The sequence below is a fragment of the Nocardia flavorosea genome (assembly GCF_015477805.1).
GTDB lineage: Bacteria > Actinomycetota > Actinomycetes > Mycobacteriales > Mycobacteriaceae > Nocardia > Nocardia flavorosea_A.
On sequence record NZ_JADLQL010000003.1, the window covers coordinates 179,584 to 203,881 of the forward strand.

At 68.8% G+C, this 24,298-nt stretch carries 21 protein-coding genes; 13 read left to right on the forward strand and 8 right to left on the reverse strand.

The window, feature by feature from the left end; all coding sequences use genetic code 11:
• Window positions 1-43: 43 nt before the first annotated feature.
• Both groES and groL read left to right on the forward strand, forming a co-directional pair.
• Window positions 44-346 carry a co-chaperone GroES gene (gene groES / locus IU448_RS16325; protein WP_033243423.1) on the forward strand — a complete coding sequence of 101 codons (303 nt, stop codon included), beginning with the start codon at window positions 44-46 and terminating at the stop codon, window positions 344-346.
• A gap of 105 nt (window positions 347-451) precedes the next feature.
• Window positions 452-2,059, forward strand: a complete 1,608-nt coding sequence (groL, locus tag IU448_RS16330) for a chaperonin GroEL (protein WP_195056490.1) — start codon at window positions 452-454, stop codon at window positions 2,057-2,059.
• Window positions 2,060-2,116: 57 nt separating this feature from the next.
• Here groL and sigK read toward each other — a convergent pair whose 3' ends face one another.
• Both sigK and IU448_RS16340 read right to left on the reverse strand, forming a co-directional pair.
• Window positions 2,117-2,731 (reverse strand): ECF RNA polymerase sigma factor SigK, encoded by a 615-nt coding sequence (gene sigK, locus IU448_RS16335; protein ID WP_195056491.1) that lies wholly within the window; start codon window positions 2,729-2,731, stop codon window positions 2,117-2,119.
• A gap of 143 nt (window positions 2,732-2,874) precedes the next feature.
• Window positions 2,875-3,168 (reverse strand): WhiB family transcriptional regulator, encoded by a 294-nt coding sequence (locus tag IU448_RS16340; protein WP_062973464.1) that lies wholly within the window; start codon window positions 3,166-3,168, stop codon window positions 2,875-2,877.
• Between the two features lie 765 nt (window positions 3,169-3,933).
• Between IU448_RS16340 and IU448_RS16345 the strand changes: the two genes are divergently transcribed.
• The 3 genes from IU448_RS16345 to IU448_RS16355 all read left to right on the forward strand — a co-directional run bounded on the left by IU448_RS16345 (window position 3,934) and on the right by IU448_RS16355 (window position 6,776).
• Complete coding sequence (locus IU448_RS16345) at window positions 3,934-4,914, forward strand: hypothetical protein (RefSeq protein WP_195056492.1); 981 nt, start codon at window positions 3,934-3,936, stop codon at window positions 4,912-4,914.
• Window positions 4,915-5,041: 127 nt separating this feature from the next.
• Window positions 5,042-5,620: a sigma-70 family RNA polymerase sigma factor gene (locus tag IU448_RS16350; protein WP_195056493.1), complete on the forward strand. Its 579-nt coding sequence runs from the start codon at window positions 5,042-5,044 to the stop codon at window positions 5,618-5,620.
• Entirely contained in the window at window positions 5,613-6,776 is a 1,164-nt protein-coding gene (locus tag IU448_RS16355) for an anti-sigma-D factor RsdA (protein WP_195056494.1), read from the forward strand. The genes IU448_RS16350 and IU448_RS16355 overlap by 8 nt, the downstream gene beginning before the upstream one ends.
• Before the next feature lie 219 nt (window positions 6,777-6,995).
• On the opposite strand, the gene IU448_RS16360 is transcribed toward IU448_RS16355, so the two are convergent.
• Entirely contained in the window at window positions 6,996-7,409 is a 414-nt protein-coding gene (locus tag IU448_RS16360) for a DUF5319 domain-containing protein (RefSeq protein WP_030522220.1), read from the reverse strand.
• 269 nt (window positions 7,410-7,678) lie between these two features.
• Here IU448_RS16360 and guaB point away from each other — a divergent pair, with 269 nt between their 5' ends.
• The 3 genes from guaB to guaA all read left to right on the forward strand — a co-directional run bounded on the left by guaB (window position 7,679) and on the right by guaA (window position 12,321).
• Complete coding sequence (gene guaB / locus IU448_RS16365; RefSeq protein ID WP_195056495.1) at window positions 7,679-9,220, forward strand: IMP dehydrogenase; 1,542 nt, start codon at window positions 7,679-7,681, stop codon at window positions 9,218-9,220.
• A 299-nt stretch (window positions 9,221-9,519) separates the two neighbouring features.
• The gene (locus IU448_RS16370; protein WP_195056496.1) at window positions 9,520-10,695 is read left to right on the forward strand and encodes a GuaB3 family IMP dehydrogenase-related protein; all 1,176 of its coding nucleotides are present in this window, start codon (window positions 9,520-9,522) and stop codon (window positions 10,693-10,695) included.
• A gap of 54 nt (window positions 10,696-10,749) precedes the next feature.
• Window positions 10,750-12,321 carry a glutamine-hydrolyzing GMP synthase gene (gene guaA / locus IU448_RS16375; RefSeq protein ID WP_195056497.1) on the forward strand — a complete coding sequence of 524 codons (1,572 nt, stop codon included), beginning with the start codon at window positions 10,750-10,752 and terminating at the stop codon, window positions 12,319-12,321.
• Between the two features lie 92 nt (window positions 12,322-12,413).
• On the opposite strand, the gene IU448_RS16380 is transcribed toward guaA, so the two are convergent.
• Together IU448_RS16380 and IU448_RS16385 are read right to left on the reverse strand one after the other, a co-directional pair.
• On the reverse strand, window positions 12,414-12,665 hold the full coding sequence (locus IU448_RS16380; protein ID WP_195056955.1) for a hypothetical protein: 252 nt from the start codon (window positions 12,663-12,665) through the stop codon (window positions 12,414-12,416).
• Entirely contained in the window at window positions 12,658-14,265 is a 1,608-nt protein-coding gene (locus IU448_RS16385; protein WP_195056498.1) for a PspC domain-containing protein, read from the reverse strand. The genes IU448_RS16380 and IU448_RS16385 overlap by 8 nt, the downstream gene beginning before the upstream one ends.
• 349 nt (window positions 14,266-14,614) lie before the next feature.
• Here IU448_RS16385 and IU448_RS16390 point away from each other — a divergent pair, with 349 nt between their 5' ends.
• Together IU448_RS16390 and IU448_RS16395 are read left to right on the forward strand one after the other, a co-directional pair.
• Window positions 14,615-16,051 carry an ATP-binding protein gene (locus IU448_RS16390; protein WP_195056499.1) on the forward strand — a complete coding sequence of 479 codons (1,437 nt, stop codon included), beginning with the start codon at window positions 14,615-14,617 and terminating at the stop codon, window positions 16,049-16,051.
• Between the two features lie 172 nt (window positions 16,052-16,223).
• Window positions 16,224-16,859 (forward strand): response regulator, encoded by a 636-nt coding sequence (locus IU448_RS16395; protein WP_195056500.1) that lies wholly within the window; start codon window positions 16,224-16,226, stop codon window positions 16,857-16,859.
• A gap of 300 nt (window positions 16,860-17,159) precedes the next feature.
• On the opposite strand, the gene IU448_RS16400 is transcribed toward IU448_RS16395, so the two are convergent.
• On the reverse strand, window positions 17,160-18,329 hold the full coding sequence (locus tag IU448_RS16400; RefSeq protein WP_195056501.1) for a class I SAM-dependent methyltransferase: 1,170 nt from the start codon (window positions 18,327-18,329) through the stop codon (window positions 17,160-17,162).
• 168 nt (window positions 18,330-18,497) lie between these two features.
• Between IU448_RS16400 and IU448_RS16405 the strand changes: the two genes are divergently transcribed.
• Together IU448_RS16405 and IU448_RS16410 are read left to right on the forward strand one after the other, a co-directional pair.
• Entirely contained in the window at window positions 18,498-19,121 is a 624-nt protein-coding gene (locus IU448_RS16405) for a hypothetical protein (protein ID WP_195056502.1), read from the forward strand.
• Window positions 19,122-19,277: 156 nt separating this feature from the next.
• Window positions 19,278-19,808, forward strand: coding sequence for a hypothetical protein (locus IU448_RS16410; protein WP_195056503.1), 531 nt, complete (start codon window positions 19,278-19,280; stop codon window positions 19,806-19,808).
• Window positions 19,809-19,813: 5 nt separating this feature from the next.
• Here the strand turns inward: IU448_RS16410 and IU448_RS16415 are convergent, their stop codons facing one another.
• Window positions 19,814-21,550, reverse strand: coding sequence for a DNA polymerase Y family protein (locus tag IU448_RS16415; RefSeq protein WP_195056504.1), 1,737 nt, complete (start codon window positions 21,548-21,550; stop codon window positions 19,814-19,816).
• Window positions 21,551-21,976: 426 nt separating this feature from the next.
• On the reverse strand, window positions 21,977-22,822 hold the full coding sequence (locus IU448_RS16420; protein WP_195056505.1) for a hypothetical protein: 846 nt from the start codon (window positions 22,820-22,822) through the stop codon (window positions 21,977-21,979).
• 294 nt (window positions 22,823-23,116) lie between these two features.
• Between IU448_RS16420 and IU448_RS16425 the strand changes: the two genes are divergently transcribed.
• A complete protein-coding gene (locus IU448_RS16425; protein ID WP_195056506.1) occupies window positions 23,117-24,247 on the forward strand; it encodes a serine/threonine-protein kinase in 1,131 nt (376 codons plus the stop codon).
• Window positions 24,248-24,298 lie beyond the last annotated feature (51 nt).

Consider the following 24,298-nt stretch of genomic DNA (forward strand, 5'->3'; position numbering starts at 1 on the left):
CAGTTCCGGACGACCGTTATCCCCTGAAAGTGGAGGGCTCAACGTGGCGAGCGTGAACATCAAGCCGCTCGAGGACAAGATCCTCGTCCAGGCCAACGAGGCCGAGACGACGACCGCCTCCGGCCTGGTCATTCCCGATACGGCCAAGGAGAAGCCGCAGGAAGGCACCGTTGTCGCCGTCGGCCCCGGCCGGTGGGACGACGAAGGCGAAAAGCGCATCCCGCTGGATGTCGCAGAGGGCGACACCGTCATCTACAGCAAGTACGGCGGTACCGAGATCAAGTACCAGGGTGAGGAATACCTGATCCTGTCCGCGCGCGACGTGCTGGCTGTCGTCGGCAAGTAATCCGACTGCCGCGCATGCATTCCGCCCCGGTGTCGAACGCTGACCCGGGGCGGAGTGCGTTGTGCCACACAACTCGAAGCGCACCAGATACAGGAGCGAAGACATATGGCAAAGCAGATCCAGTTCGACGAGCAGGCTCGCCGGGCACTGGAGCGCGGTGTCGACAAGCTCGCCGATGCGGTCAAGGTCACTCTCGGCCCGCGGGGCCGGCATGTGGTGCTGGCCAAATCGTTCGGCGGCCCCACCGTCACCAACGACGGTGTCACCATCGCGCGTGATATCGATCTCGAGGACCCGTTCGAGAACCTCGGCGCTCAGCTGGTCAAGAGCGTCGCCACCAAGACCAACGATGTGGCCGGCGACGGCACCACCACCGCCACCGTGCTCGCTCAGGCGATGGTGCGCGGCGGCCTGAAGAACATCGCGGCGGGTGCCAACCCGATCGCCATCGGCTCCGGCCTGGCCCAGGCCGCCGATGCGGTTTCCGAGGCCCTGCTGGCCGCGGCCACCCCGGTCGACGGCGAAAAGGCCATCGCCCAGGTCGCCACCGTCTCCTCCCGGGACGAAGAAATCGGCGAGATGGTCGGTAAGGCGCTGACCACGGTAGGCAAGGACGGTGTTGTCACCGTCGAGGAGTCCTCCACGCTGCAGACCGAACTGGTGGTCACCGAGGGCGTCCAGTTCGACAAGGGCTACCTGTCGCCCTACTTCATCACCGACGGCGACAGCCAGGAAGCCGTGCTCGAGGATGCGCAGATCCTGCTGCACCGCGAGAAGATCAGCTCCCTGCCCGATCTGCTGCCGCTGCTGGAGAAGATCGCCGAATCCGGTAAGCCGGTCCTGATCATCGCCGAGGACGTCGAGGGCGAGGCGCTGTCCACCCTGGTGGTGAACTCCATCCGCAAGACCCTCAAAGCCGTAGCGGTCAAGGCGCCGTTCTTCGGTGACCGCCGCAAGGCGTTCCTCGACGATCTGGCCGTCGTCACCGCGGGTACCGTGGTCAACCCCGACCTGGGAATCAACCTGCGTGAGGCGGGTCTCGAGGTGCTGGGTTCGGCGCGCCGGGTGGTGGTCACCAAGGACACCACCACGATCGTCGACGGTGCCGGCACCCAGGACGATATCGCCGCCCGCAGTGCGCAGCTGCGCCGTGAGATCGAGGCCACCGATTCCGATTGGGACCGGGAGAAGCTCGAGGAGCGGCTGGCCAAACTGGCCGGCGGTGTCGCGGTGATCCGGGTCGGCGCGGCCACCGAGACCGCGCTCAAGGAGCGCAAGTACCGGGTCGAGGATGCGGTCAGCGCGGCCAAGGCGGCTGTCGAAGAGGGCATCGTGCCCGGCGGTGGTACCGCGCTCGTCCAGGCCGGCGCCAAGCTCGACAGCCTGATCGCCGGTCTGTCCGGTGACGAAGCCATCGGCGCCGAGGTGCTGCGCGGCGCGCTGAAGGCGCCGCTGTACTGGATCGCCGCCAATGCCGGCGTCGACGGCGCGGTCGTGGTCAGCAAGGTCGGGGCGGGCAAGGAAGGTTTCAACGCCGCCACCCTCGCCTACGGTGACCTGCTGACCGACGGTGTCGTAGACCCCGTCAAGGTGACCCGCTCGGCCGTGATCAACGCCGCCTCGGTGGCGCGGATGGTGCTCACCACCGAAAGTGCCGTGGTGGACAAGCCCGCCGAAGAGGAAGACGATCACGGGCACGGTCACGCCCACTGATCCGGTGTCCCGGCCGGCCGCCGGCCGGGATCGGTAGGTCCACAGAGAACGGGCCGTTCACACTCTGCGCGGAATGTGAACGGCCCGTTCTCGTATCGGCCGCCGGTCGCCGAGGGGCGGGGCGGCCGCCATACTCTTCTTCAATCTGAGCAACCCGTCTCTGATCCGGGATTTGACGGTCGGCAGGCCGATCTCGAGCTGCCGGGCGACCTCCGCGTAGGTGCGGCCGTCGTAGTAGGCCAGGGATATCGCCTCGCGCTGGTTGTCGGTGAGGCTACGCAGGCCGACCACCACGGCTTGATGGTCGAGTTTACGTTCGACCTCCTCGATGACCTGGTCGTAATCGTGCCCGAGCACCCGGGCGCCGTAGGCGATTTCCCGCTGGGTATGCGCCTGTTCGGCCCGCACCCGGTCGACCGCGCGGCGATGGGCCAGCGTCATCAGCCAGGTCACCGCCGAACCACGGGCCGGATCGAAACTCGCCGCGGTACGCCAGGTCTGCAGATAGACCTCCTGCGTGGTCTCCTCGGCGAACCCCGAATCCTGTAGGACACGCAACACCAGACCGAAGACCCGCGTGCGGGTCCGATCGTAGAGTTCGGCGAAAGCCTCGGCATCCGAATGGCCACAGCGCTGCAGCAGCGCTGAGAGCTCGATACTCTCCTGTGTCATCGGTCATAACAATAACCCCACGCTATGACCGAGACCGTATGTGGCCCCGCATAAGCGACGGTGTCGCGCCCGCGGGGAAAGCCGCCGTGGTCCGCCGGATCGTGCCGAAACGGGCCCTGCCACGGCAGATGCCGGAGAAGCGGCTAAACCGCCATCCGGCGCCGGTTGCGGCGCGCGTGCATTTCGCGTTCGGTTTCCGACATCCCGCCCCAGATTCCGTAGGGCTCACTGACCTTCAGCGCGTGCGAGCGGCACTGCATGAGAACCGGGCAGGTGCGGCAGATTTCCTTGGCGCGCAGCTCGCGGGCTGCCCGTGCCCGGCCGCGCTCTCCGTCGGGGTGGAAGAAGACCGCCGAGTCCACACCCCGGCAGGATCCGCGCATCTGCCAGTCCCAGACATCGGCGTTCGGTCCGGGAAGGTGGGTGGGCATGGGCATGGGTTGAACTCCTCGTAGACGCGAGCTCGTCGGCATTGTCGAGCGAGTGATGGGTCAACTTCTCAGGTGGTGCCCGGCGTCCCGTGTGAACGCGCGGACCGTAGGCAGCCCGGGCGATTTTTCGCCCGGCGCCGTGCGTGGCGATGAGCTACGTTAGGGGTAACGGGGAAATTCCGTCAACAGTTCGGCGCGCTGATTTGTCGAATATTTTGCGGCTTGAATTTAACCCACCCGGCTGTTTACTTCCGCTAATCTTCCGGCGATACTGTGTGGTTACCCCGGCTTCCGTGACCGGTTCTGTCCCTGCTGGTCTGCGTTTTCGCAGGTGACGATCCGGGGTTGCGGCGGCACGAACGGTCCGGACCGGAATGCCTACACCATCCGGGCGCGGATCCGGGCCGGAATCGCTGATCTCGGTACGATTACAGATGGCGACCGGGCGGCGTCCAGGTTAATTAAGCGAAACGTTGCGGAATTCGATGCGTATCTGCTCATGGATTGATGGGCGGAGTTTAACCTGATCGAAACGCGGGCCATTCGATTAATGCTGAAAGATTGCTGAAACGGTCGCCCCGGTTCCGCCCGGCCGATTCACCGGCTGCCGAACCGGCCGGGTCTCGGTACAGTGCACCGGTGTCCGCCCCGCTTCTCCCCTTCGAAACCTGTGCACCCGGGCTCGCCGGCTTCGCATTCGGTTCCCGGCGGTATCGGTCCGCTGCCGAGTTGCCAGAGGCGGGTAGCGGCGTCGAAATGTGGTGGCGAGCCGTGGCGTTGGGTGGTGCGGGCCACTATGCGGCCGCCCGTATCGCATTGCGGCGGCTGCGGGCGGGTACCAGCGAGCCGGTGTTGCTTTCGCTCGCCGCATCCACCGAGGGATCGTTACGGCGTCAACTCGGCTGGCATGCGCGGGCCGCGCACGACGACGGTTACGCCGCCGCATTGGTGTTGCCGCGACTGGCCGGGGTCGATGCTTCCGGATATCGGCATCCGGAACGCATCGATCCGAACGCTGGGGGGCATCCGCTGTCGGGCCGGTTCGACAACGCGGCCGTTGTGGTCGGCGCGGATTCGCCGAGCGGTACGGGCGGGACGGATGCCGCGGGCGTCGCCGGCGGCGCGGACGCGGCAGGTGTCGATGCGGTGGCGGGTTACTACCGCTTTCCCGACCTGGTCGATGCCGCTGCCGACGCTCTGACCGGCCTCGCCGCCGATGCGCTGGGTACCGGCCGGCTCGCGCTCGCCACCAGGTTGCTGGACCGCTGCGGCGCGCTGCTGGACGCCGAGCGTCCGGCCGGCTCTGGTGGCGACGGCGCCACACAGGGGCCGGCCGGACGGGCGGTGGTCGATCGCTCCCGTGCGTTGGTCCGGTTGCACTGGGTCCGTGCCGAAACCGCGCTGGCCGGCGGCCGGGCCGATGAGGCCCTGGCCGCGGCGGAGTTCGCGCTGTCCCGGGCCGAGCGTGGTCCCTCGATTCGCCACCGGGTGAAATCGCGGCTGCTGGTCGCCGCGGCAGCCGCAGTGACCGGCGATACCGGGCGGGCCGCCGAACTCGCCACCGTGGTCGAGGAACAGTGCCGGGAATCGGGCCTGGTGCCGCTGCGCTGGGCCGGCGCCATGTTGCGAACCGGTCTCCCTTCGCCCGGCCCGGACTCGGCCGCCGGACACGCCTCCGCGACGGCCGACGCAGAGGCGTGTCGAGCGCTCATTGCCAGGCGTGGCGGGCTATTTCGCGGCAGCGGACGGTAACCCGGGTTCTACCGTCTCGACCCGGACGGGCAGCCGTGTCCTATTGTTGATCCCGTTCCGCTGGACCGGCGGAAGCACAGGTCGTCACCGGCCGTGCCACTTTGTAACGCCAGGAAATCCGCTGACGATGACGCACACGGGCGAAGAGTTGGATCGCGCCGTCGCCGCTGCCGCGCAGGGCGACAGGTCCGCTCTAGCTCAGGTACTGGAGATGGTCCGTCCGCTGGTGATGCGATATTGCCGCGCACGGATCGGTGCCGCGGAGCGTGGACAACTCTCCGCGGACGACGTCGCGCAGGAGGTCTGTCTAGCGGTCATGACCGCCCTACCCAGGTATCAGGACCAGGGGCGGCCGTTCATGGCCTTCGTATACGGAATCGCTTCGCACAAGGTCGCCGACGCCCATCGCAACGCCTCCCGTAACAAGGCGGAGGCGATGGCCGAAGTACCAGATGTCATATCCACCGACCACGGACCGGAGCAGCGAGCTCTCGAATCGGAAACCAGCCGGCAGATGAACAAGCTGCTGGCCACGTTGCCGGAGAAACATCGGGAGATCTTGGTCCTGCGACTGGTCATGGGTTTGTCAGCGGAGGAAACCGCAACCGCCGTGGGCAGTACGGCGGGAGCGATACGGGTCGCCCAGCACAGGGCGCTCGCAAAACTGAAGGCACAAGTGGCGAGGGCAGGTGAAATGTATGGCTAGGGATGGCGGGCGCGGTCGGGGCGACAAGTGGGCGCGGCGCGTATCGCGGAACACCGATCCCTACGCCGAGGGCTCCGGTGCCGGGTCCGAACCGGTCGATATCGGCGCGGTCCGTCGTGATGACGAACTGATCGACGCTATCGCCCGGGGCGGGCCCGTACCCACCGAGAGCACCGAGGAACTCCAGCTGGCGACATTGCTGGCGGATTGGCGGGCCGAAATCGTGGCGCCGCCGCTACCGGACGCACCCGATCTCGATACCGTCGTCGCGGCGGTCAACCAGGAGATCGGTGCCCGGCAGGCGCGGGTCGGTGCGCAATCCGGCGGGCGGCTACGGCTGCTTCGCCCGATAGCCACCACAGCGGCCGCGCTGGCCCTGGTGTTCGGTGGGCTTTCGGTGTTCTCGTACCAGGCCGAACCCGGCGATGCGCTGTGGCGCGTCAAAGAGGTGGTGTTCAGCGAACAGGCACAGAGCACCGTCGTGCAATACGCCGACGACAATCTGGCCGCCGCGCAGGAGCTGCTCGACGAAGACAAACCGGATCAGGCCAAGGCCCGGCTGGAGCAGGCTTCGGCCAATGCCTCCCAGATCGACGATCCGGTCAAACGCAACGAACTCGTGGCCCGCTGGCGCGAGCTGGTCGACAAGGTCGGCAAGGTCGCTCCGGGGATCGCCGCGGAGCTCGAGGAGAAGGCTCCCGCACCGGATCCGGAAGCGCCGGTGAAGCCGGTCCCGCCCGGTGGCACCTCCGAGCGTCCCGGTGCCACGGTGACCACCGTGCCCGCACCGGGGCAGCAGCTCCCGATGCAGGCGCCCGGCCCGGGGGGCGACCGGCCGACCGCGCCGGATGTCACCGCGCCGATCCTGCCGTCGCCGGAACGGCCCGCACCGGATGCCGGCGACCCGGACACATCGGTGCCGGATACCCAGGCACCGGATATTGCACCGGATGACACCACCGCCCCGAACACCCCTGTTCCGACCACTCCGGACGGACCAGGGGTCGATTCGGTGGAGCCGACCACCCAGATCCCGCCATCCACGATCAGCTCTCCCGGCCCGGCCGAACCGTCCGTACCGGAGGTTCCGACGGTCCCGGAGACCGGACTGCCGTCAGTTCCGACGACGATCGTTCCCGGCGGGCCCACCAGCTGACCGGAACCCGCTCGCGTGCCGCGACCGATCGGCGAGTCGCGAATCGAATACCAGTAGCCCTGTGGCCGTCCACCCGAGGTGGACGGCCACAGGGCTGTAAGGGTGCTGCCGCGGTTGTGCGTTACGACCTCGGTGCGGATACGCGAAAACGATCGGCCGTCGTATGGCGGTCGATCGTGCCGGATACAACCGGCGGCTCCGACTCGGCTGTCGAAGGAATCAGCTGTCGAAGGCGTCGAACCCGTCGCCGTGGAACGCCTCGTTCATCGAAGCATCGGCGTATCCGCGGCAGTAATCCCAGGTGACGTACGCTTCCGGCGTCGGATCGTAAGCGGGCTCGTGTGGCCGGACGGTGCCGTCGACGAGGAGCTGTAACAAATTCGCGCGCAGCATATCCCAGTCGTGATAGTGATCCTGCCGACAGTCCTCACAGCTCACCACCAACCCGCGGATACCGCGGTGGGCCAGTAGCGCCTCGTAGACTGCGAGATCGGCGAGATCCTCTTCGACCGCAAGGCGCTCATGAGGATCCAGCGGTTCCCCCGGCTCGATGGCATCGAGCGCGGCGGACGGGTCGGCGGGGTCTCCGGCGAACGGATCCGGCGGCAAGCCAGGTGGTAGATGGTCACGCACATCCCCACGGTACGCAGAACAAGGTGGTCTGCGCCAGCCGTCCGCGCCGACAGTTTCGCCGCTGTCGCCCGAGTGATCGGCACGGCCCTCGGTTGTTCCGCGGTCCGAGCGGGCCGATACCATGGTGTGAAGCGCTGACGAGCACCAGTTCACCCGGCACTGCCGCCGGAATAAACGATCCGGCGCCGCACGTTTGTTCCCAGTTACAGTTCGCTATCGGGCCGCCACATCTCGATAGCCCTGCCGACGTCCAGGAGGGGTCGATCCGAATGAGTAATCCCGTACCGGGCGAGCGCGCGATTGTCCGCCCCCATACGGGTGGTGACGACCCGCACAAGATCGCCATGCTCGGCCTCACCTTCGACGATGTGCTGCTGCTGCCTGCCGCGTCGGACCTCATCCCCAGCTCGGTCGAAACGTCCAGTCAGCTCACCCGCGAGGTCCGGCTGCGGACGCCGCTGGTCAGTTCCGCGATGGATACCGTCACCGAAGCCCGAATGGCGATCGCCATGGCCCGGGCCGGCGGTATGGGTGTATTGCACCGCAATCTCTCGGTGGCCGATCAGGCGAGCCAGGTGGAAACGGTCAAACGATCCGAGGCCGGGATGGTCACCGACCCGGTGACCTGCCGCCCCACCGATACGCTGGCCGAGGTCGACGCCATGTGCGCCCGGTTCCGGATCTCCGGCCTGCCGGTGGTCGACGAAACGGGTGCGCTGGTCGGCATCATCACCAACCGCGATATGCGTTTCGAGGTCGATCAGAACCGCCGGGTGGCCGATGTGATGACACCGGCACCGCTGATCACCGCCCAGGAGGGCGTCACCGCGGAAGCCGCCCTCGGGCTACTGCGCCGCCACAAGGTGGAAAAACTCCCCATCGTCGACGGTGAGGGCCGGCTGCGCGGGCTGATCACGGTCAAGGACTTCGTGAAAACCGACCAGTACCCCGACGCCACCAAGGACCGGGACGGCCGGCTGCTGGTCGGGGCCGCCGTGGGCGTCGGCGACGATGCCTGGTCGCGGGCCATGACCCTGGCCGACGCCGGCGCCGACGTGCTCGTCGTCGACACCGCGCACGGGCATCAGCGGCAGGTGCTGAGCATGGTCAGCAAGGTCAAGGCCGAGGTCGGTGACCGTATCCAGGTCATCGGCGGCAATATCGCCACCCGGGCCGGGGCCGCAGCGCTGGTCGAGGCCGGCGCCGATGCGGTGAAGGTAGGGGTCGGGCCCGGCTCCATCTGCACCACCCGCGTGGTCGCCGGGGTCGGTGCGCCGCAGATCACCGCGATTCTGGAAGCGGTCGCGGTCTGCGCGCCCGCGGGGGTGCCGGTGATCGCCGACGGCGGCATCCAGTTCTCCGGCGATATCGCCAAGGCCATCGCCGCCGGTGCCTCCACTGTCATGCTCGGCTCGCTGCTGGCCGGAACCGCCGAATCGCCCGGCGAACTGATCCTCGTCGGCGGGAAACAGTTCAAGAGCTACCGCGGCATGGGCTCGCTGGGCGCCATGCAGGGGCGAGGCCAGGCGAAATCCTTCTCCAAGGACCGGTACTTCCAGGACGATGTGCTGGCCGAGGACAAGCTCGTCCCGGAAGGTATCGAGGGCCGGGTGCCGTTCCGGGGCCCGGTGAACCAGGTGATACACCAGCTGGTCGGCGGTCTCCGCGCGGCCATGGGGTACACCGGCGCGCAGAACATCTCCGGTCTGCAGGAGGCACAGTTCGTACAGATCACCGCGGCCGGTCTGAAGGAGAGCCATCCACACGACATCACGATGACCGTGGAGGCCCCCAACTACACCGGGCGGTAACTCCGGTGGCGCGCGGCGCCGCCCGCCGGTGTATCCGGCCCCGGCCGGTCGGCCCTCCGGCCCAGCCGTCTGAGCCGCGGCTGACCGGGGTGTGTAAGGTTTAGTCGCAATATGCGAGTTCACCAGGTGAAACGCAGACACCGGTGCCGAGTCTTACGAGGCCCTGAGAGGTTTCGGCCCGTCCCTGTTGTCAGCGCTCGAAGCGGCGCAGCCGCGAATGTCGAGCGCTGACAACAGGAACCCAGGGGGCCGAAACCCCGCGCCGGCGAAGTCGGTGCCAGAAAACACAGGAGCTATTTGTGCGGGATATGGTCGAGATCGGGATGGGTAGGACTGCTCGCCGGACCTACGAGCTGGACGATGTAGATATCGTTCCCTCGCGCCGGACCCGTTCCGCCGGCCAGGTATCGCTGGCATGGCAACTGGACGCCTACCGGTTCGATATTCCCTTCCTCACCCATCCGACCGATGCGCTGGTCTCCCCGGAGTTCGCCATCGAGCTCGGGCGCCGCGGTGGCCTGGGCGTGCTCAACGGCGAGGGGCTGTGGGCGCGCCACGCGGATGTTCCGGCCAAGATCGACCAGCTGCTCGAACTCGCCGACAAGGGTAGCTATCAGCGCGCGATCGCGTTTCTGCAAGAACTGCACGCCGCGCCCATGCAGCCCGATCTGCTGGCCGCGGCGGTCGCTCAGGTCCGGGCCGGCGGTGTCACCGTCGCGGTGCGGGTGAGCCCGCAGAACGCGCGTGCTCTCACTCCCGGTCTGCTACAGGCCGGGATCGATCTGCTGGTCGTGCAGGGCACCATCATCTCGGCCGAGCATGTGGGCGACGGCGAACCGCTGAACCTCAAAACCTTCATCGCGGAACTGGACGTGCCGGTCGTCGCCGGCGGGGTCAGTGACCATCGCACCGCGCTGCACCTGATGCGCACCGGCGCCGCCGGGGTGATCGTGGGTTACGGTTCGCAGCCGGGCGCCACCACCACCGGCGAAGTTCTCGGGATCGGCGTACCGATGGCGACCGCCATCGCCGACGCCGCCGCGGCCCGCCGCGACTACCTCGACGAGACGGGCGGTCGCTACGTGCATGTGATCGCCGACGGCGATATCAACACCTCGGGTCAGCTGGCCAAGGCGATCGCCTGTGGTGCGGACGCGGCCATGCTGGGAGCGCCGTTCGCGATTGCGGCCGAAGCGCCCGGGCGGGGCTGGTACTGGCCTTCGGCCGCCGCCCACCCGTCGGTGCCGCGAGGTTCGCTGCTGTCACTGGACGAGCCGTGGGATCTCGCCGGCGAACTGCTCGGTCAGGCCCCGCCGGCCCCGGTACGGCCCAGCCTGGAACAGCTGTTGACCGGACCGTCCGACGACCCGTTCGGATCACTGAACCTCGTCGGCGGGCTGCGCCGATCGATGGCCAAGGCCGGATACTCCGATCTCAAGGAATTCCAGAAGGTCGGTCTCAGCGTCCGCGCCTGAGCCCGCGGGTACGGTCGGGTGAAGGCGCTGTTCGGGGCTCATTAGACTGTCCGGGTGACACATTCCCAGAGGCCCGTTCTTGTTGTCGACTTCGGTGCGCAGTACGCGCAGTTGATTGCCCGCCGGGTCCGGGAGGCGAGTGTCTACTCCGAGGTGGTTTCGCATACCGCCACCGTCGCGGAGATCGCTGAGAAGCAACCCCTGGCGGTGATCCTGTCCGGTGGTCCGGCCAGCGTGTACGCGGAGGGGGCGCCGGCCCTCGATCCGCGGCTGTTCGACCTGGATATCCCGGTTTTCGGTATCTGCTACGGCTTCCAGGCGATGGCGCAGGCATTGGGCGGCACCGTGACCAATACGGGCACGCGCGAATACGGCCGCACCGAACTCGATATCGACGGCGGCCTACTGCACGAGGGGCTGCCCGGGTTGCAGCCGGTGTGGATGAGCCACGGGGACGCGGTCACCGATGCCCCGGAGGGTTTCGAGGTCACCGGTACGACGGTAGGTGCGCCGGTCGCGGCGTTCGAGAACCGGGCCCGCCGGCTGGCCGGTGTGCAGTACCACCCCGAGGTGCTGCATTCGCCGCACGGCCAGCAGGTGCTGAGCCGGTTCCTGCACGAGATGGCGGGTATCAAACCGGACTGGACGCCGGCCAATATCGCCGATGCGATGATCGAGCGGGTGCGCGAGCAGATCGGGGACGGGCACGCGATCTGCGCCCTGTCCGGCGGCGTGGACAGCGCGGTGGCGGGTGCTCTGGTGCAGCGTGCCATCGGCGACAGGCTGACCTGTGTTTTCGTCGATCACGGATTGCTGCGGGCCGGTGAGCGGGAACAGGTGCAGCGCGATTTCGTGGCCGCTACCGGGGCCCGGCTGGTCACCGTGGATGCGGTCGAGAAGTTCCTGGGCGAACTGAAGGGCGTCACCGACCCCGAAGAAAAACGCAAGATCATCGGCCGTGAGTTCATCCGGTCCTTCGAGGACGCGGTGGGCGAGGTCGTCGGTGAGCAGTCGGCCGGGCAGGATGTGCCGGCGGTCGAATACCTGGTGCAGGGCACGCTGTACCCGGATGTGGTGGAATCCGGCGGCGGCAGCGGTACCGCGAACATCAAGTCCCATCACAACGTGGGCGGGCTGCCCGACGATCTCGAGTTCCAACTGGTCGAACCGCTGCGGCTGCTGTTCAAGGACGAGGTCCGGGCGGTCGGCCGGGAACTCGGCCTGCCCGAGGAGATCGTGGCCCGGCAGCCGTTCCCCGGCCCCGGCCTGGCGATCCGGATCATCGGCGAGGTCACCGAGGACCGGTTGCGGACGCTACGGCAGGCCGACGCCATCGCCCGGGAGGAGCTCACCGCCGCCGGGCTGGACGGGCAGATCTGGCAGTGTCCGGTGGTATTGCTCGCGGATGTGCGCAGTGTCGGCGTCCAGGGGGACGGCCGCACCTACGGGCATCCGATCGTGCTGCGCCCCGTGTCCAGTGAGGATGCGATGACCGCGGATTGGACCCGGTTGCCCTACGAGGTGCTGGAGCGGATCTCGACCCGGATCACCAATGAGGTGAGCGAGGTCAACCGCGTGGTACTGGATGTGACGAGCAAACCGCCGGGCACCATCGAGTGGGAGTGAGCCGACAGCGCAACGCCCGGACCCTTCGATCGGGGTCCGGGCGTTGCGCTCGGTATGGCGGCGTCCGACGAGAACCGGCGTCGCCGGCGGGGCTACCGGCGCTTTCGCGGTGAGATCACCAGCGCCACGCCCGTCACGATCGCGACGGCGACGATGATCCAGCCGACCGGGATCATGGACGTGATATCCCACTGATCCGGTCCGGCCAGCGCCCAGATACTCACCAGCAGCGCCAGCAGACCGGTGACGAACAAGCCGGCGGAGAAGCCCCCGCGGTGCGCCCGCCCGGCCGGCCCGCAGTCGCCTGCTGTTTCCGTACGCGATGCCGTTCCTCGATCAGCCACGGCGCACCTCCGCTTCACCCATCCGGACCTGCACGTTCAAATTCAGTACCGGCGCATCCCCACCGGGGCCGGTGAGCCCGTCCGGGCAGTTCGCCTCACCCATCCGGACGGTGCATTCGGTGCGCACGTTCATGTTGTCGGGTACCAGGACCACCGCCTGACCCATCTGCACGGAAAGGTCGACCGTGCGATCCGCGGTCAACTCGATTCCGCGCAGGTCCAGTGTGCCGGAACCCATGGTCACCGCGTATTCCGGCCGGATATCGGTGGCCGCGGCGGGAGCCCAGGTGCGCTCACCCATGGCGGTGCTCTGGAAATCGACCGGTCCGACCGCGGCGGCCAGGATGACGAACGCCGCCAGTGGCGCGGTGACCAGCAACAGCCCGTGACCACGGCGACGGAAGGCGCCGAGTATCAGTCCCAGTCCGATTACCGCGAGTGCGATCGCGGCGATGCGTCCGGGCGTCATCCATTCGGCTCCGGCCACCGCGGCCGCACCGGCACCCGCCGCGGCGAGGATGGCCAGGCCGAGCACGACCGCGGTGAAACGCGAACGGGGACGCTTCTCGACGACCGTTGCGACCGGCTGCGCCGGGGTGGGGTCGGGCAGATCCCAGGCCAGCGGCGCGACGCCCAAGGGGTCCCAGGCGGGTGGTGTGCGGTCGGCCAGGGCCGAGCCGGTGGATTTGCTCATTCCGATGGTGGGACGGGGAGGTACGGGCCGATCTGAGCCGGTGTCCCGTGGCGAGTCCGGCTCGGCAGGGATGCCTGCTGCCGTGTCCTCGGTAGCGGCGGATTCGGTGTCCGGGCCCGGATCGCCGGTTTGCGCGGCTGCGGCTGCCGGTGGGGCCGAAGGTTCGGAGGCGGGGCCCTTGGTGAGGCTCGGGCCGGTGATGCCCGCCGTTTCGGAGGCGGGGGCCTTGGTGCGGCTGGGGCCGGGGGCACCGGCCGTTTCGGCGGCAGTGGTACCGGAATCTTCTCCGTCGCCCTGCACGGGATTCGCAGCGGGGTTGTCCGGGACGTACTGGTCCGGCAACTTCGTGTAGGGGGTGTATATTCCGGTGTGCTGGGAGGTGTACGGATCCGCGCCGCCCTGCGGGAACGTTGCCCCGGGGTATCCGGTCGTACCCGGGCCCACCGCATCCGGAGCCGTCGTCCCGGCGGGCAGTGGCGGCGGCTGCGGGGCCCGCAGATACAGCATCCACCAGCCGGCCAGCATGAGCGCCAACGCGATCACTCCCGACCCGCCGAGACCCACACCCACCGGTCCCATGGTGCTCACCGCGATCGCCAGCGCCACGATCAGCACGATCGTCTTGGTCTGGCTCTGCGAATCCTGGCGTCTACGGGTCAGCGATTCCGCCATCGACGCACCTTCGCCGGCTTCGGGGAACATCAGCCAGCCGAACAGATAGAGCACGATGCCCGCCCCGCCGAAGAGGGTCGACACGACGAAAGCCACCCGCACCAGCACCGGGTCGATGCCGTAGCGGTGCCCGACCCCGGCCGCTACCCCGGCGATCGGCCCGTGCCGGGGTAGGCGGGCCGGCCGGGTCTGCCACATCTGGTGGAGCTGATCACCGAAGCTGGTTCTCGTCATGAAACCCATGCTCCGCTTCCTGCGGGCGCTCTGACATCGGGGGGAACCCTGAAGTTGATCCCGAAAAACTCCCGACCGCCGCCTGACCGGCCCGGACATTGCAGCGAGACAGCCGACTCTGCGGTCATGCCCGCTGTGTGGGGTTCCTCCGCGGCAGCCGGCTGTGGATTCGCCGGCTGCCGACGTGCGGTTCCCGCACGAGATGATCGTTTTCCGGCGTTCGAGCCGGACGGGCCCGGACACGCAGCGGGCGCGAACGAACCGAGCGGCCTCCTCGGCGGCGCCAGGGATACAGATCAGGGTGTTTCCCCATGGCCGGGCGGGTTGCGGACGTGCCAGTATCGAAGACATGTGCCCGTTCGGACCTGCCTTCTACGCCCCGGGCGCCGACCGGCCCGTAGCCGACCCGGATATCGCGGGCGGGCGGTTGGTGCGCCGATCCGGCGGCCGGATCGTGGGCGGGGTCGCCGGTGGTGTGGCCGACCATCTCGGGATCGACGTTCTCAAGGTGCGGATGGCGTTCGTGCTGCTGTCCGCTCTGGCCGGAGCCGGGATAGTCGCCTACGGACTGCTGTGGATCTTCACGCCCGGCGGTGGCGACGACGCCCGCCCCTCCGGTACGGAACGTCGTCAGGCGATCGGGCTGGCGTTGCTCGGCCTGGGGTTGTCGGTGGCGGTGTCGTGGGCGTTCAGTGGAACGGCGGCCCGGGTGATCGCGCCGCTGCTGGTGATCGCGGTGGGCGCGGCGCTGGTGTGGCGCGAATACGATGCCGACGGCCCGCGGTCGCTGATCGGCATACCGGCGAAGCCGTCGGTGGTCACCTGGTCGCGGATCATCGCCGGGGTCACTCTGGTGGTGGCCGGTCTGGCTGTGGTGGTGCTGTCGCAGGTCGATTGGGGTTCGCTCGGTTCGGCTTTACTGGCGGTGGCAGCGACCCTGATCGGGGTGGGCCTGCTGATGGTCCCGCTCGGCCTGCGGATGATGCATTCGCTCAATGCCGAACGCGCGGCCCGTATCCGCAACGAGGAACGCGAGGAGATCGCTTCCCACTTGCACGATTCGGTACTGCAGACGCTGGCGCTGATCCAGCGGCAGGCCGGCGATCAGCAGGAGGTGCTGCGGCTGGCGCGCAGCCAGGAACGTGAGCTGCGGCGCTGGCTGTTCGCCGACGCCGGCCCGGCCGAGTCCAGTCTGGCGGTGGCGCTGCGCACAATCGCCGGTGAGGTGGAAGACCAGCACGGTGTGAAGGTCACCCCGGTGACCGTGGGCGATGTGGCGATGGACGGCGCCGACAACGGGTCCGGCCTGCCGAAAGAACATTTCACCGCCGTCCTGGGCGCCACCCGGGAAGCGCTGGTGAACGCCGCCAAACATGCCGGCGTCGCCGAGATCGACCTGTTCGCCGAGACGGAACCACACCAGGTCAGTGTGTTCGTCCGCGACCGCGGTACCGGTTTCGACCCCGATACGGTCCCCGCCGACCGCCACGGTCTGGCCCGCTCCATTCGCGCCCGGGTGGAGCGGCGCGGGGGGACGGTGGAGATCGTCTCGGAACCCGGACGTGGGACCGAGGTGCGGATCCTGCTGCCCCGGACCGATTCCGGCGCCGATGAGGAAGAGCCAGGACGTGACCGGTCCCCGGAGAGCCCCCGTGACGACGGTGCCGCCCGACAACCGTCACCCGAACCTGCCGGGGTCGCGCACGATTCGGATTTCGCCCACACCACCGGTGCGCGGCCCGAAGTGCTCCACGGCGCGGAGACCCGCCGCGAGGAGGTTCGTTGACCGCCGATATCGCTTATCACCAGTCACGGTGGCGGCCGCTTGCCGGCCGGTCGTGAGGCCGGCCCGGTTCGTTACCGTCCGTGCCCGGCCGGCAGCGAACCGGGTTCGCCGTCCGTGGGTAGTCTCCGGTGGGGCCCGAGGGCGGCGCCATCGATACACAGAAAGGGCGGGCGTGCGGGTTTTTCTCGTCGATGATCATGCGGTGTTCCGGTCCGGGGTACGGGCCGAACTGGGCCGGGAAGCCGATATGGAGGTGGTCGGGGAGGCCGGGAGTGTGGCCGAGGCGGTGGCGGGGATCAATGCCGCCGCACCCGATGTGGTGCTGCTCGATGTGCATATGCCGGCCGGGGGCGGTGTGGCGGTGCTGAACGGGATCGACAGTGGGCCGGTATGTCTGGCGTTGAGTGTTTCCGACGCCGCCGAGGACGTGATCGCCGTGATCCGGGCCGGCGCCCGCGGTTATGTGACGAAGACGATTTCCGGCGCCGAACTGGCCGACGGGATCCGCCGGGTGGCCGGTGGCGATGCGGTTTTCAGTCCGCGCCTGGCCGGTTTCGTACTGGATTCGTTCACCGGGAAATCACCGGTCCCCGAACCACCCCTGGACCCCGAACTCGATTCGCTGACCCCGCGTGAACTCGAAGTGCTGCGACTGCTGGCCCGCGGATACACCTACCGGGAGATCGCCGAAAAACTGTTCATCTCGGTGAAAACCGTGGAAACCCACGCCTCGAACGTGCTCCGGAAAACCCAGCAGTCCAACCGCAATGCCCTGACCCGCTGGGCCCACCGCCGCCGCATCGACTGATGGCTCGCCCCTGCCCTCTCGCCCCAGGACCATTCACCTCCCCTGGGTGGGACACGTCCGGTTCTGGAGCGACGGAGCGGGGGAGCGTAGCGGAGGCGTGAAGAACCGGGCCTGAAAGGGCCCCACCCTCGAGCCGCGCAGCGGCTCCGAAATCACAGCCCCGCCCTTCTACGGATGGTCTACCCCCGACGGCGCGGACAACAGCGCTGCGCCAGGTAATCGCCGCGCTGTTCAGCTACATGGCTGGGCCCTTGATCTCAGATCGACGGAGCAGGCGAAGCGGAACTGGATGTGGCGCAATCAAACACCGACACCGGTTGTGACCCCCTCGAATCCGTGCAACCCTCGCACCGACCGCGTGACCGTGAACTTCCGGTTCCGCCCCACCACTTCGGTGCGGCCCACCATGCGTTCGACCACTGTGCGGTGGTTGAGGTGGTTGTTGTAGACAGTCCACAGTTCGCCGCCCGGCCGCAGCACCTTGCCGGTCCGGGCGAACATCTTGATCGCCGACCCGGTGTGCACGGCGGCGCCCACATGGAACGGCGGATTGCACACCACGAGGTCGGCGCTGTTGTCGGCGGCGGCCGACATGGCGTCGTCGCGCACCACGGTGACCTGGCCGGTGACGGCGTTGGCCGCGGCGGTCGCGGTCGCCGAGGCCACCGCCGCGGCGGACTGGTCGGTGCCCACGACCGCGATTCCCGGCCGGGACCGGGCGAGCGCGACCGCCAGTATCCCGGTTCCGCAACCGAGGTCGATGGCGTCGCGGGCATCGGGTTTCATGGCTCGCAGGTGTTCCAGCAGGAACCGGGTGCCGATGTCGAGCCGCGGCCCGGAGAACGCGGCGCCGTGGGCGACCACATCGATGCCTATTTCGCCGATGTGCTCTCGTAGCGGGAACCGGGGATCGCCCACCGGTTTGGGGCCGCTGACCAGCAGGGTGCGCGATTTCTGACGACCGCGGCTGGCCCGCACTTCGGTGAAGGATTCGCCCAGTACATCGTTCATCGCCTTGGTGAGGTACTTGTCCCGGCCGCCCGCGAACACCTGGACCTCGGGGTGGGCGTGCCGGGCGATGGCATCGGCGATTTCGGCGAGCCCCGCGAGGACCCGCGGCAGGCGCAGCAGGACCACGGTGGCGTCGCGCAGCAGATTTTCGTCGAGGGCGTGCGCGGTGTAGCGGTCGCCCAGTCCGTGGGCGCGGGCGTTGGCGGCGAGCGCGAGTTCACCGGTCAGCAGGTCCTGGTGGACGCGGAGGCGGTGCAGATCGTGGGTGGCTGCGGCGCCGAGGGTGAGCGCGCCGTAGTTGTCGCCGATCACCACCACTTTTCCGGGCTCGGTGGTGGCGAGCGTATCGGCGGCCACGTCGAGAATGAGACGGTCCGCGGCATCGACGGCATACAGGTTGGCGGCTTCCACATCCGGGAAACGGCGCAATCGTCCTAGTAGGTCCTCCACGTCTCGCACATGACAAGTGTGCTAGATCGTTGCCGGGCGCCCCCGCGCACCCCGGCCGATACGCTCGCCCCGGCATCGTTGTATGTGCCGGGCGCGACCGGCGGCCGATGCTCCGGGCCACACCGTGAGAGCTGGCGTTATCGCAGGACAGCGGCCGCTGCGGTTAGCATCGGCGATATGCGTACCGGGCGATTTCTGGTGGTGGCGGTGATATCGGTGGCTCTCGCCGGGTGCGCCGATTCGGGGTCGACACCGCCGGTTAGCTCTTCGCCGGTGAGTCCGGCGGTACCCAGTTCGGAAGTGGCCGTCCCGGGGCTGCCTGTACCGCCGGTACCGCTGCCCGGGGAGCCGGTGCCCGCGCCCGACGATACGGTGCCCAAGCAGGCGGAGGCATCCCCGGACGCCATGCTCACCGTGACCGATATCCGGTTGAGCCACCACGCCGGTTTCGACCGGGTCGAGTACTACCTGGGCGGGCCGGGAACGCCGGGGTGGAGCGTGTGGTACACCGGTCGCGCCGTGCAGGACGGTAGCGGCCGGGAGCTCGAGGTGGCGGGCGATTCGGTGCTCGAAGTCCGGATCACCGGCTCGGCCTACCCGTTCGACAGCGGGGTCGCGCCCTATGCCGGCCCGGACCCGGCCACCGATCCGGCGGTCCCCGGTATCGCCGGGGTGTACCGGACGACGGTGTTCGAGGGCATCACCCAGTCGTTCATCGGAGTCGCCGGTGACGAACCGGGCTTCACCGTTTCGGCGGCCACCATGCCGAACCGCCTGGTCGTCGACATCGCCACCGGTTAGTGGCTCCGGGCGCGGGTATCGGTTGATCGACAATGCGGGCCTGGGCCGCCGAGAATCGTCTCGACACAGTACGGTTGTCAGCACCGGTGGCTCAGATGTCCGGCGCGCCGGGGCGAGAATACGGGGTCGTGGGCATCCGAGGGGAGTTTCAGATCGATGCGACGATTCGAACGAGCCGGTCTCGCCGCCGCACTGACCGCGCTGATCGCCGGCGGGTTCCTCGCCGCCTGCTCCAACACGGTGTCCGGTACCGCCGAGGTGAACCAGACCGAGTTGCAGCTGTACACATCGGAAATCAAATCTTCGTCGGCCGCGGCGTCGTCGTCGCGGGCGGCCGCGGCCGCGGCCGCCGCGACCGATGTCTGTGAGGCACTGCGTGACCACAACAATCCGGCGGTCGACGCGTTCAACGCCTATATCGACGCCAGCGATAACAACGCGCCGGATGTGGAGGCCAAGAAGGGCGCCGCGATCACCGCGTTGCGCGATACCGCCGGCAAGATCGACGAGGAACTCAGCCCCGATGTTCCCAACGATGTCTCGGCGCCGATGCGCACCTACCGGGACAACCTGAAAACCCTCGCCGATCTCCTGGAACGCAATGCTTCGGTGGACGAGATCAACGGTGAGATCGATTCGTTCAACGGGGACAAGGACGCGGCGTTCGACGCGTGCGAAGCGTACTGATCGGGTCAGTCGTAGAGACCTTCGACGCACCATTGATCGTCCCGGGCGAGCAGTAGCAGGCTGTGCGGTCCCGGTAGTTCCACCTGGGCGCGGGCGGCCGGTGCCGCGCCGGGCGCCCACCAGAGCTCGTCGAGCAGCCAGGGCCCGGCCCATGCCGTGAGCCGCCAGCTGGACCGGCCCCAGCGCAACCGTGCGGGCGGGCCGCTGAACAGGCCGCGTTCGGTGATCCGCACGGGTGTTCCGTCGGCTGCCTCGAGTGCGACGCGCGGCCGGTCGAGCATGATGACGGCGGGAGCCGGTTCCGGTATCCGGCCGGGCCAGGGGGGTGCCGGATCGGTATCCGGGGCCGGTTCGTCGCCGAACGTGACCATGGTGACCCGTTCCGCGGGGCCGCGGCCGCCGCTGAGTACACCCACCCGCACCGCGTCCCCGCCGAGCAGGCCCTGGACGCGGACCAGCGCACGCAGGGCACGTTCGTCGCCGGACCCGGTATCGCCCCACAGTCCGAGCTGCAGGGCGGCGGCCGGCGCCACCTCCACCGGAATCAGGTGCAGCACGCTGATCGCGGCAGTGGGCCGAGCGCCGGGCGGCCGGGTGAGCCAGCCGTCGAGCTGCCAGCGCACGCGATCGGCCACCCCATCGGCGGTCAGCGGTTCGGCGCAGCGCCAGACCCGCGAAAGCTCCTCTCCGGCCTCGGTTTCCGCGCGGACCTCCAGTCGGGTGCAGGCCAGGGACGCCGCCGACAGGTTCGCGGTGAGCCGGGTCGCGAGTAGCCGGCCGGTGAAGGCCGCGGTGTCGACCCGGTCGATCGGTGGCTCGCACGGCAGCCGGACCGCCACATCCGGGGGCAGGCTCCGGGGCGCCGGCGGACGATCCGGCAGGGCGCGGGCGAGCCGGTGCGCCACGATCGCGTCGGCACCGAACCGTGAGGTGACCTGGGCGGTGCTCAGGGCGGCGAAATCCCCGATGCGGCGCAGTCCCAGCCGGTGCAGCAGGTCCAGCAGTGCGGCGCGTTCGCGTTCCGCGGGGCCGGGTTCGGCCGCCAGTTCGGTGATCGGCAGGGGCGCCAGGAACCGGGCGTCCCGGCCGGGCGGTACGAGGGTGCTATGCCGGGCGGCGACGATCGCGGTCGGGAGTTCGTCGGCGATCCCGATCCGGGCCTCCACTCCGGCGGTCGCCACCGCGGCGAGTAATTGCCGCACGGCCGCCTCGGCCGATCCGAAATACCGGATCACACCTCGCGCGGGCAGGACGAGCAATCCGGGGCGCAGTACCTCGACCCCGGAAGCGAAGCTGTCGACGGCCGCGGCGACGGGTTCGAACAGCCGCGCGTCACGGTCGGGATCGGGTTGGGCGATATGGAGTTCCGGGCAGCGGCTCTGTGCCTCGCGTTTGCGCATACCGCGGCGCACCCCCGACTCGCGGGCGGTGGCCGAACAGGTGACGACCCGGTTCGCATGCAAAACCGCCACTGGCTGTTCCGCGGACAGTCCGGCCCCGGCCGCCGCCGCAACCGCGGGCCAGTCGGGGCACCACACCGCCAGCACCCGTGCGGCCGGGCGCGGGTTCACCGGGCCTCCCGTCCGCCTCGGCGGGGCGCCGCCTTCTTCGACACCGTCGCCGATCTCGGCGCAATCGACACCGTGGTCCACTGCGCCGGATTTTCCCGCCCCGGAACGGTCGCCGACTCGCTCCTCATGGTTGTGCGAGTGTTCCCGGAAGATCCGCAAGCGCACCGGCATACGGCGTCGCCGATCAGGTGGAAGCGTCGCGTGGATCCGATGCGGGAGCGTCGCGTGGGTCCGATGCGGGAGCGTCGCGTGGATCCGATGCGGGAGCGTCGCGTGGATACGACGCGGGGCGACCGGTGCGTGCGGGCGAACTCGTCATGGCGCGGCGGAAGTGCCTGATCGAACGCGGTGGATCGCCGGGTGGTTCGGGGGAGTTCACCGCCGCATCGGGGGCCGGGTATCCGGGCTGGTGCGCCGCTGGGCGGCCGGGACGCTCGGGCAGGTTCACCGGTGTGCGGTCCGGTTGTCCGAGGCGAGTGGTTACCCGGCCCGGACGAACGAGTGACTGTGCTGAGCGCAGGTGGGACCGGCCGAGCGGGCCTGCCGGCGGACGGAGGAAAGTCCCGGCACGGACTGTGGGCTCGGGGCACGCTTGGGTCAGGAAGCAACAGAATCCTCCTGACCTGGTGTTTCCGGCTGTTCCGGGGTGTGTGCGGTGACTTTCTCGTCGGGGGCGATCCATTCCACGCGACCGCCGAGCGGGCGCGCGGCAAGCCGGCCCCGGCGCGGGCTCCCGGCTCTGGTGCGGACTTCGATATCGAGGCTTATGGAACGGATCCGCCCACTTCCCGTACCGAGGCCGGTGTAGCCGGCCACGCGGCTTTCCAGGCTCAGATCCGGTGTGGGCCAGTTACCTCCGGTGACGAGCAGCGTGGCCCCTTTTCCGCGGGCTTTTGCGGCGAGCACCCGGGCGCGGGCAGGTGGGACTTCAGCCTCGCCGAGACCGAGTACCACCAGGTCCAGCCCGTCCAGCAACACCGCCGCCACCTCCATCGGGTCCTGGCCGGCGTCGGGGATCACCGCTAGCCGGTCCAGCCGGGCGCCCATTTCCGCGGCGGCGAGCAAACCGAGCCGGGGCAGGCCGACCGCGGCCGCGTGCCCGCCCGGCCCGGTGACGGCGGCCAGCAAACCGGCCAGCAGTGTTCCGGCACCCTTGTAGGACACCACCGATCCCTTGACCAGGCCGCGGTCGGGCAGCAGCGGAGCGAGAGCGGCCGGTACGGGAAGAGTCTCGCGCCGGACTGTCGAGGCCGGAGTAACCGGCGCCCGGGTGCCGGTCGCGCTGCGGGGTGCCGGGCCGGACCCGCGAGCACATCCGCTGCTCGCCCGCGCCCGGCGCAGTTCCGCCAGTTCACGAAGTCGCGCGCCGCTGGCCTTCGACTGCGGTGCGGTGCCTACTCGTGCCGCCTCGGTTTCGGGGCCCCGGTGATCTCGGTTCGTCACTCCTGCGCTCCTGTCCATGGCGCGTGTTCAGCTCGCGGGTGGGCCCTTTTCGGACTCGGTTTCCCTTCGCTCGTCTCGATCCCGCTCCGCGGAGTCCGGGACCGGCACGGCGCCGAACCGGCGAAGCCGACCCTCTCTGTATCGAACATACATTCGATAGCTTATCGCTGGAAGTTCGTCCCGGGAAGCTCGCTCGGAACAACTACGACCTGCTGTAGTGAATGCCGTCACGTGTCACCGGCCGCCGTCCCCGAAACCGGCCAGCTACCATCGAATTCGACTAGTCTCCACAGCATGATCGATCGCCCCCGTCCCATCGTCGGTCCCGATTATCTGGTGGCCGGCCGGTACCGCCTGCAGTCGAAACTCGGCGGTGGCGGTATGGGTGCGGTATGGCTGGCACACGATCGGCTGCTGGACCGCGACGTCGCCATCAAGCAGGTGCTGTCCACGGCGGGCCTGGACGAAGCGGAGGCCCGCAAGGTCCGCGATCGTATCGTGCACGAGGGCCGGGTCGCGGCCAAGCTCTCCCACGAACACGCCATCGCCGTCTACGACGTGGTGCTCGAAGCCGGTGAACCCTGGCTGGTGATGGAGCATCTGCCCTCCCGCAGTGTCGCCCGGGCGCTCGGCCTGGTGAACGCGCTGCCGGTGATCGAGGTCGCGCAGATCGGTGCGCAGGTCGCCGACGCGCTCGCCGCCGCGCACACGGTCGGGATCGTGCACCGCGATATCAAACCCGGCAATATCCTCGTCGCCGACCGGGGGCCGGGGGTCGGGATGGCGAAGCTCAGCGATTTCGGTATCTCCCGCAACGTCACCGAGGCCTCCGACGAACCCGACGGCATGATCACCGGGACTCCGGCCTACCTGCCACCGGAGGTGGCCCGCGGCGCCCAGCCCACCGCCGCCAGCGATGTGTTCTCCCTCGGCGCCACCCTTTACACCGCCATCGAAGGTCAGCCGCCGTTCGGTATGGACGACGACAGCGACGCGATCGTGGAACGTGCCGCCATGGCGCAGATCAACCCGCCGACGCGCAGCGGCGTACTCACCCGTGTGCTGCTGCACATGATGGAACCGGCGCCGCAGCGCCGCCCCAGTATGGCGCAGGCACGGGAGGAGATCCTGGCCGCGGCGTTCGGCCCCGGCGCCGCCGACAACATCCTCGGCGCCCCGGTGCGCACCGAAGACGGCACCATCCCCGCCTGGGCGGCCCGTAACTCCGCCGCCGGGCTGCGCAGCCCCCGTTCCGGCCCGCTGCCCCGCCGCGCTCAGTCGCAACCCGCGCACCCCGCGCCGGCGCCCGCGCAGCAGATCGGCCGCAGTGGCGGCGGGCAGTCGCCCAGCCCGACCGTGGCCGTCACCATCGGCCTGCTGATCGGGTTGGTGATCATCATCGTGATCCTCATGATGGTGATGTGACGGAGCAGTCGTTGTCCCGGTGATAGGTAATGGCCTCGCGTTATCGGATTC

Bases quoted from the DNA above. Each gene is read 5' to 3' on its own strand.
- groL (WP_195056490.1), top strand. From the start codon at position 452: ATGGCAAAGCAGATCCAGTTCGACGAGCAGGCTCGCCGGGCACTGGAG.
- sigK (WP_195056491.1), bottom strand. From the start codon at position 2,731: ATGACACAGGAGAGTATCGAGCTCTCAGCGCTGCTGCAGCGCTGTGGC.
- IU448_RS16340 (WP_062973464.1), bottom strand. From the start codon at position 3,168: ATGCCCATGCCCACCCACCTTCCCGGACCGAACGCCGATGTCTGGGAC.
- IU448_RS16350 (WP_195056493.1), top strand. From the start codon at position 5,042: ATGACGCACACGGGCGAAGAGTTGGATCGCGCCGTCGCCGCTGCCGCG.
- IU448_RS16355 (WP_195056494.1), top strand. From the start codon at position 5,613: ATGGCTAGGGATGGCGGGCGCGGTCGGGGCGACAAGTGGGCGCGGCGC.
- guaB (WP_195056495.1), top strand. From the start codon at position 7,679: ATGAGTAATCCCGTACCGGGCGAGCGCGCGATTGTCCGCCCCCATACG.
- IU448_RS16385 (WP_195056498.1), bottom strand. From the start codon at position 14,265: ATGACGAGAACCAGCTTCGGTGATCAGCTCCACCAGATGTGGCAGACC.
- IU448_RS16390 (WP_195056499.1), top strand. From the start codon at position 14,615: ATGTGCCCGTTCGGACCTGCCTTCTACGCCCCGGGCGCCGACCGGCCC.
- IU448_RS16405 (WP_195056502.1), top strand. From the start codon at position 18,498: ATGCGTACCGGGCGATTTCTGGTGGTGGCGGTGATATCGGTGGCTCTC.
- IU448_RS16410 (WP_195056503.1), top strand. From the start codon at position 19,278: ATGCGACGATTCGAACGAGCCGGTCTCGCCGCCGCACTGACCGCGCTG.
- IU448_RS16415 (WP_195056504.1), bottom strand. From the start codon at position 21,550: ATGCCGGTGCGCTTGCGGATCTTCCGGGAACACTCGCACAACCATGAG.
- IU448_RS16425 (WP_195056506.1), top strand. From the start codon at position 23,117: ATGATCGATCGCCCCCGTCCCATCGTCGGTCCCGATTATCTGGTGGCC.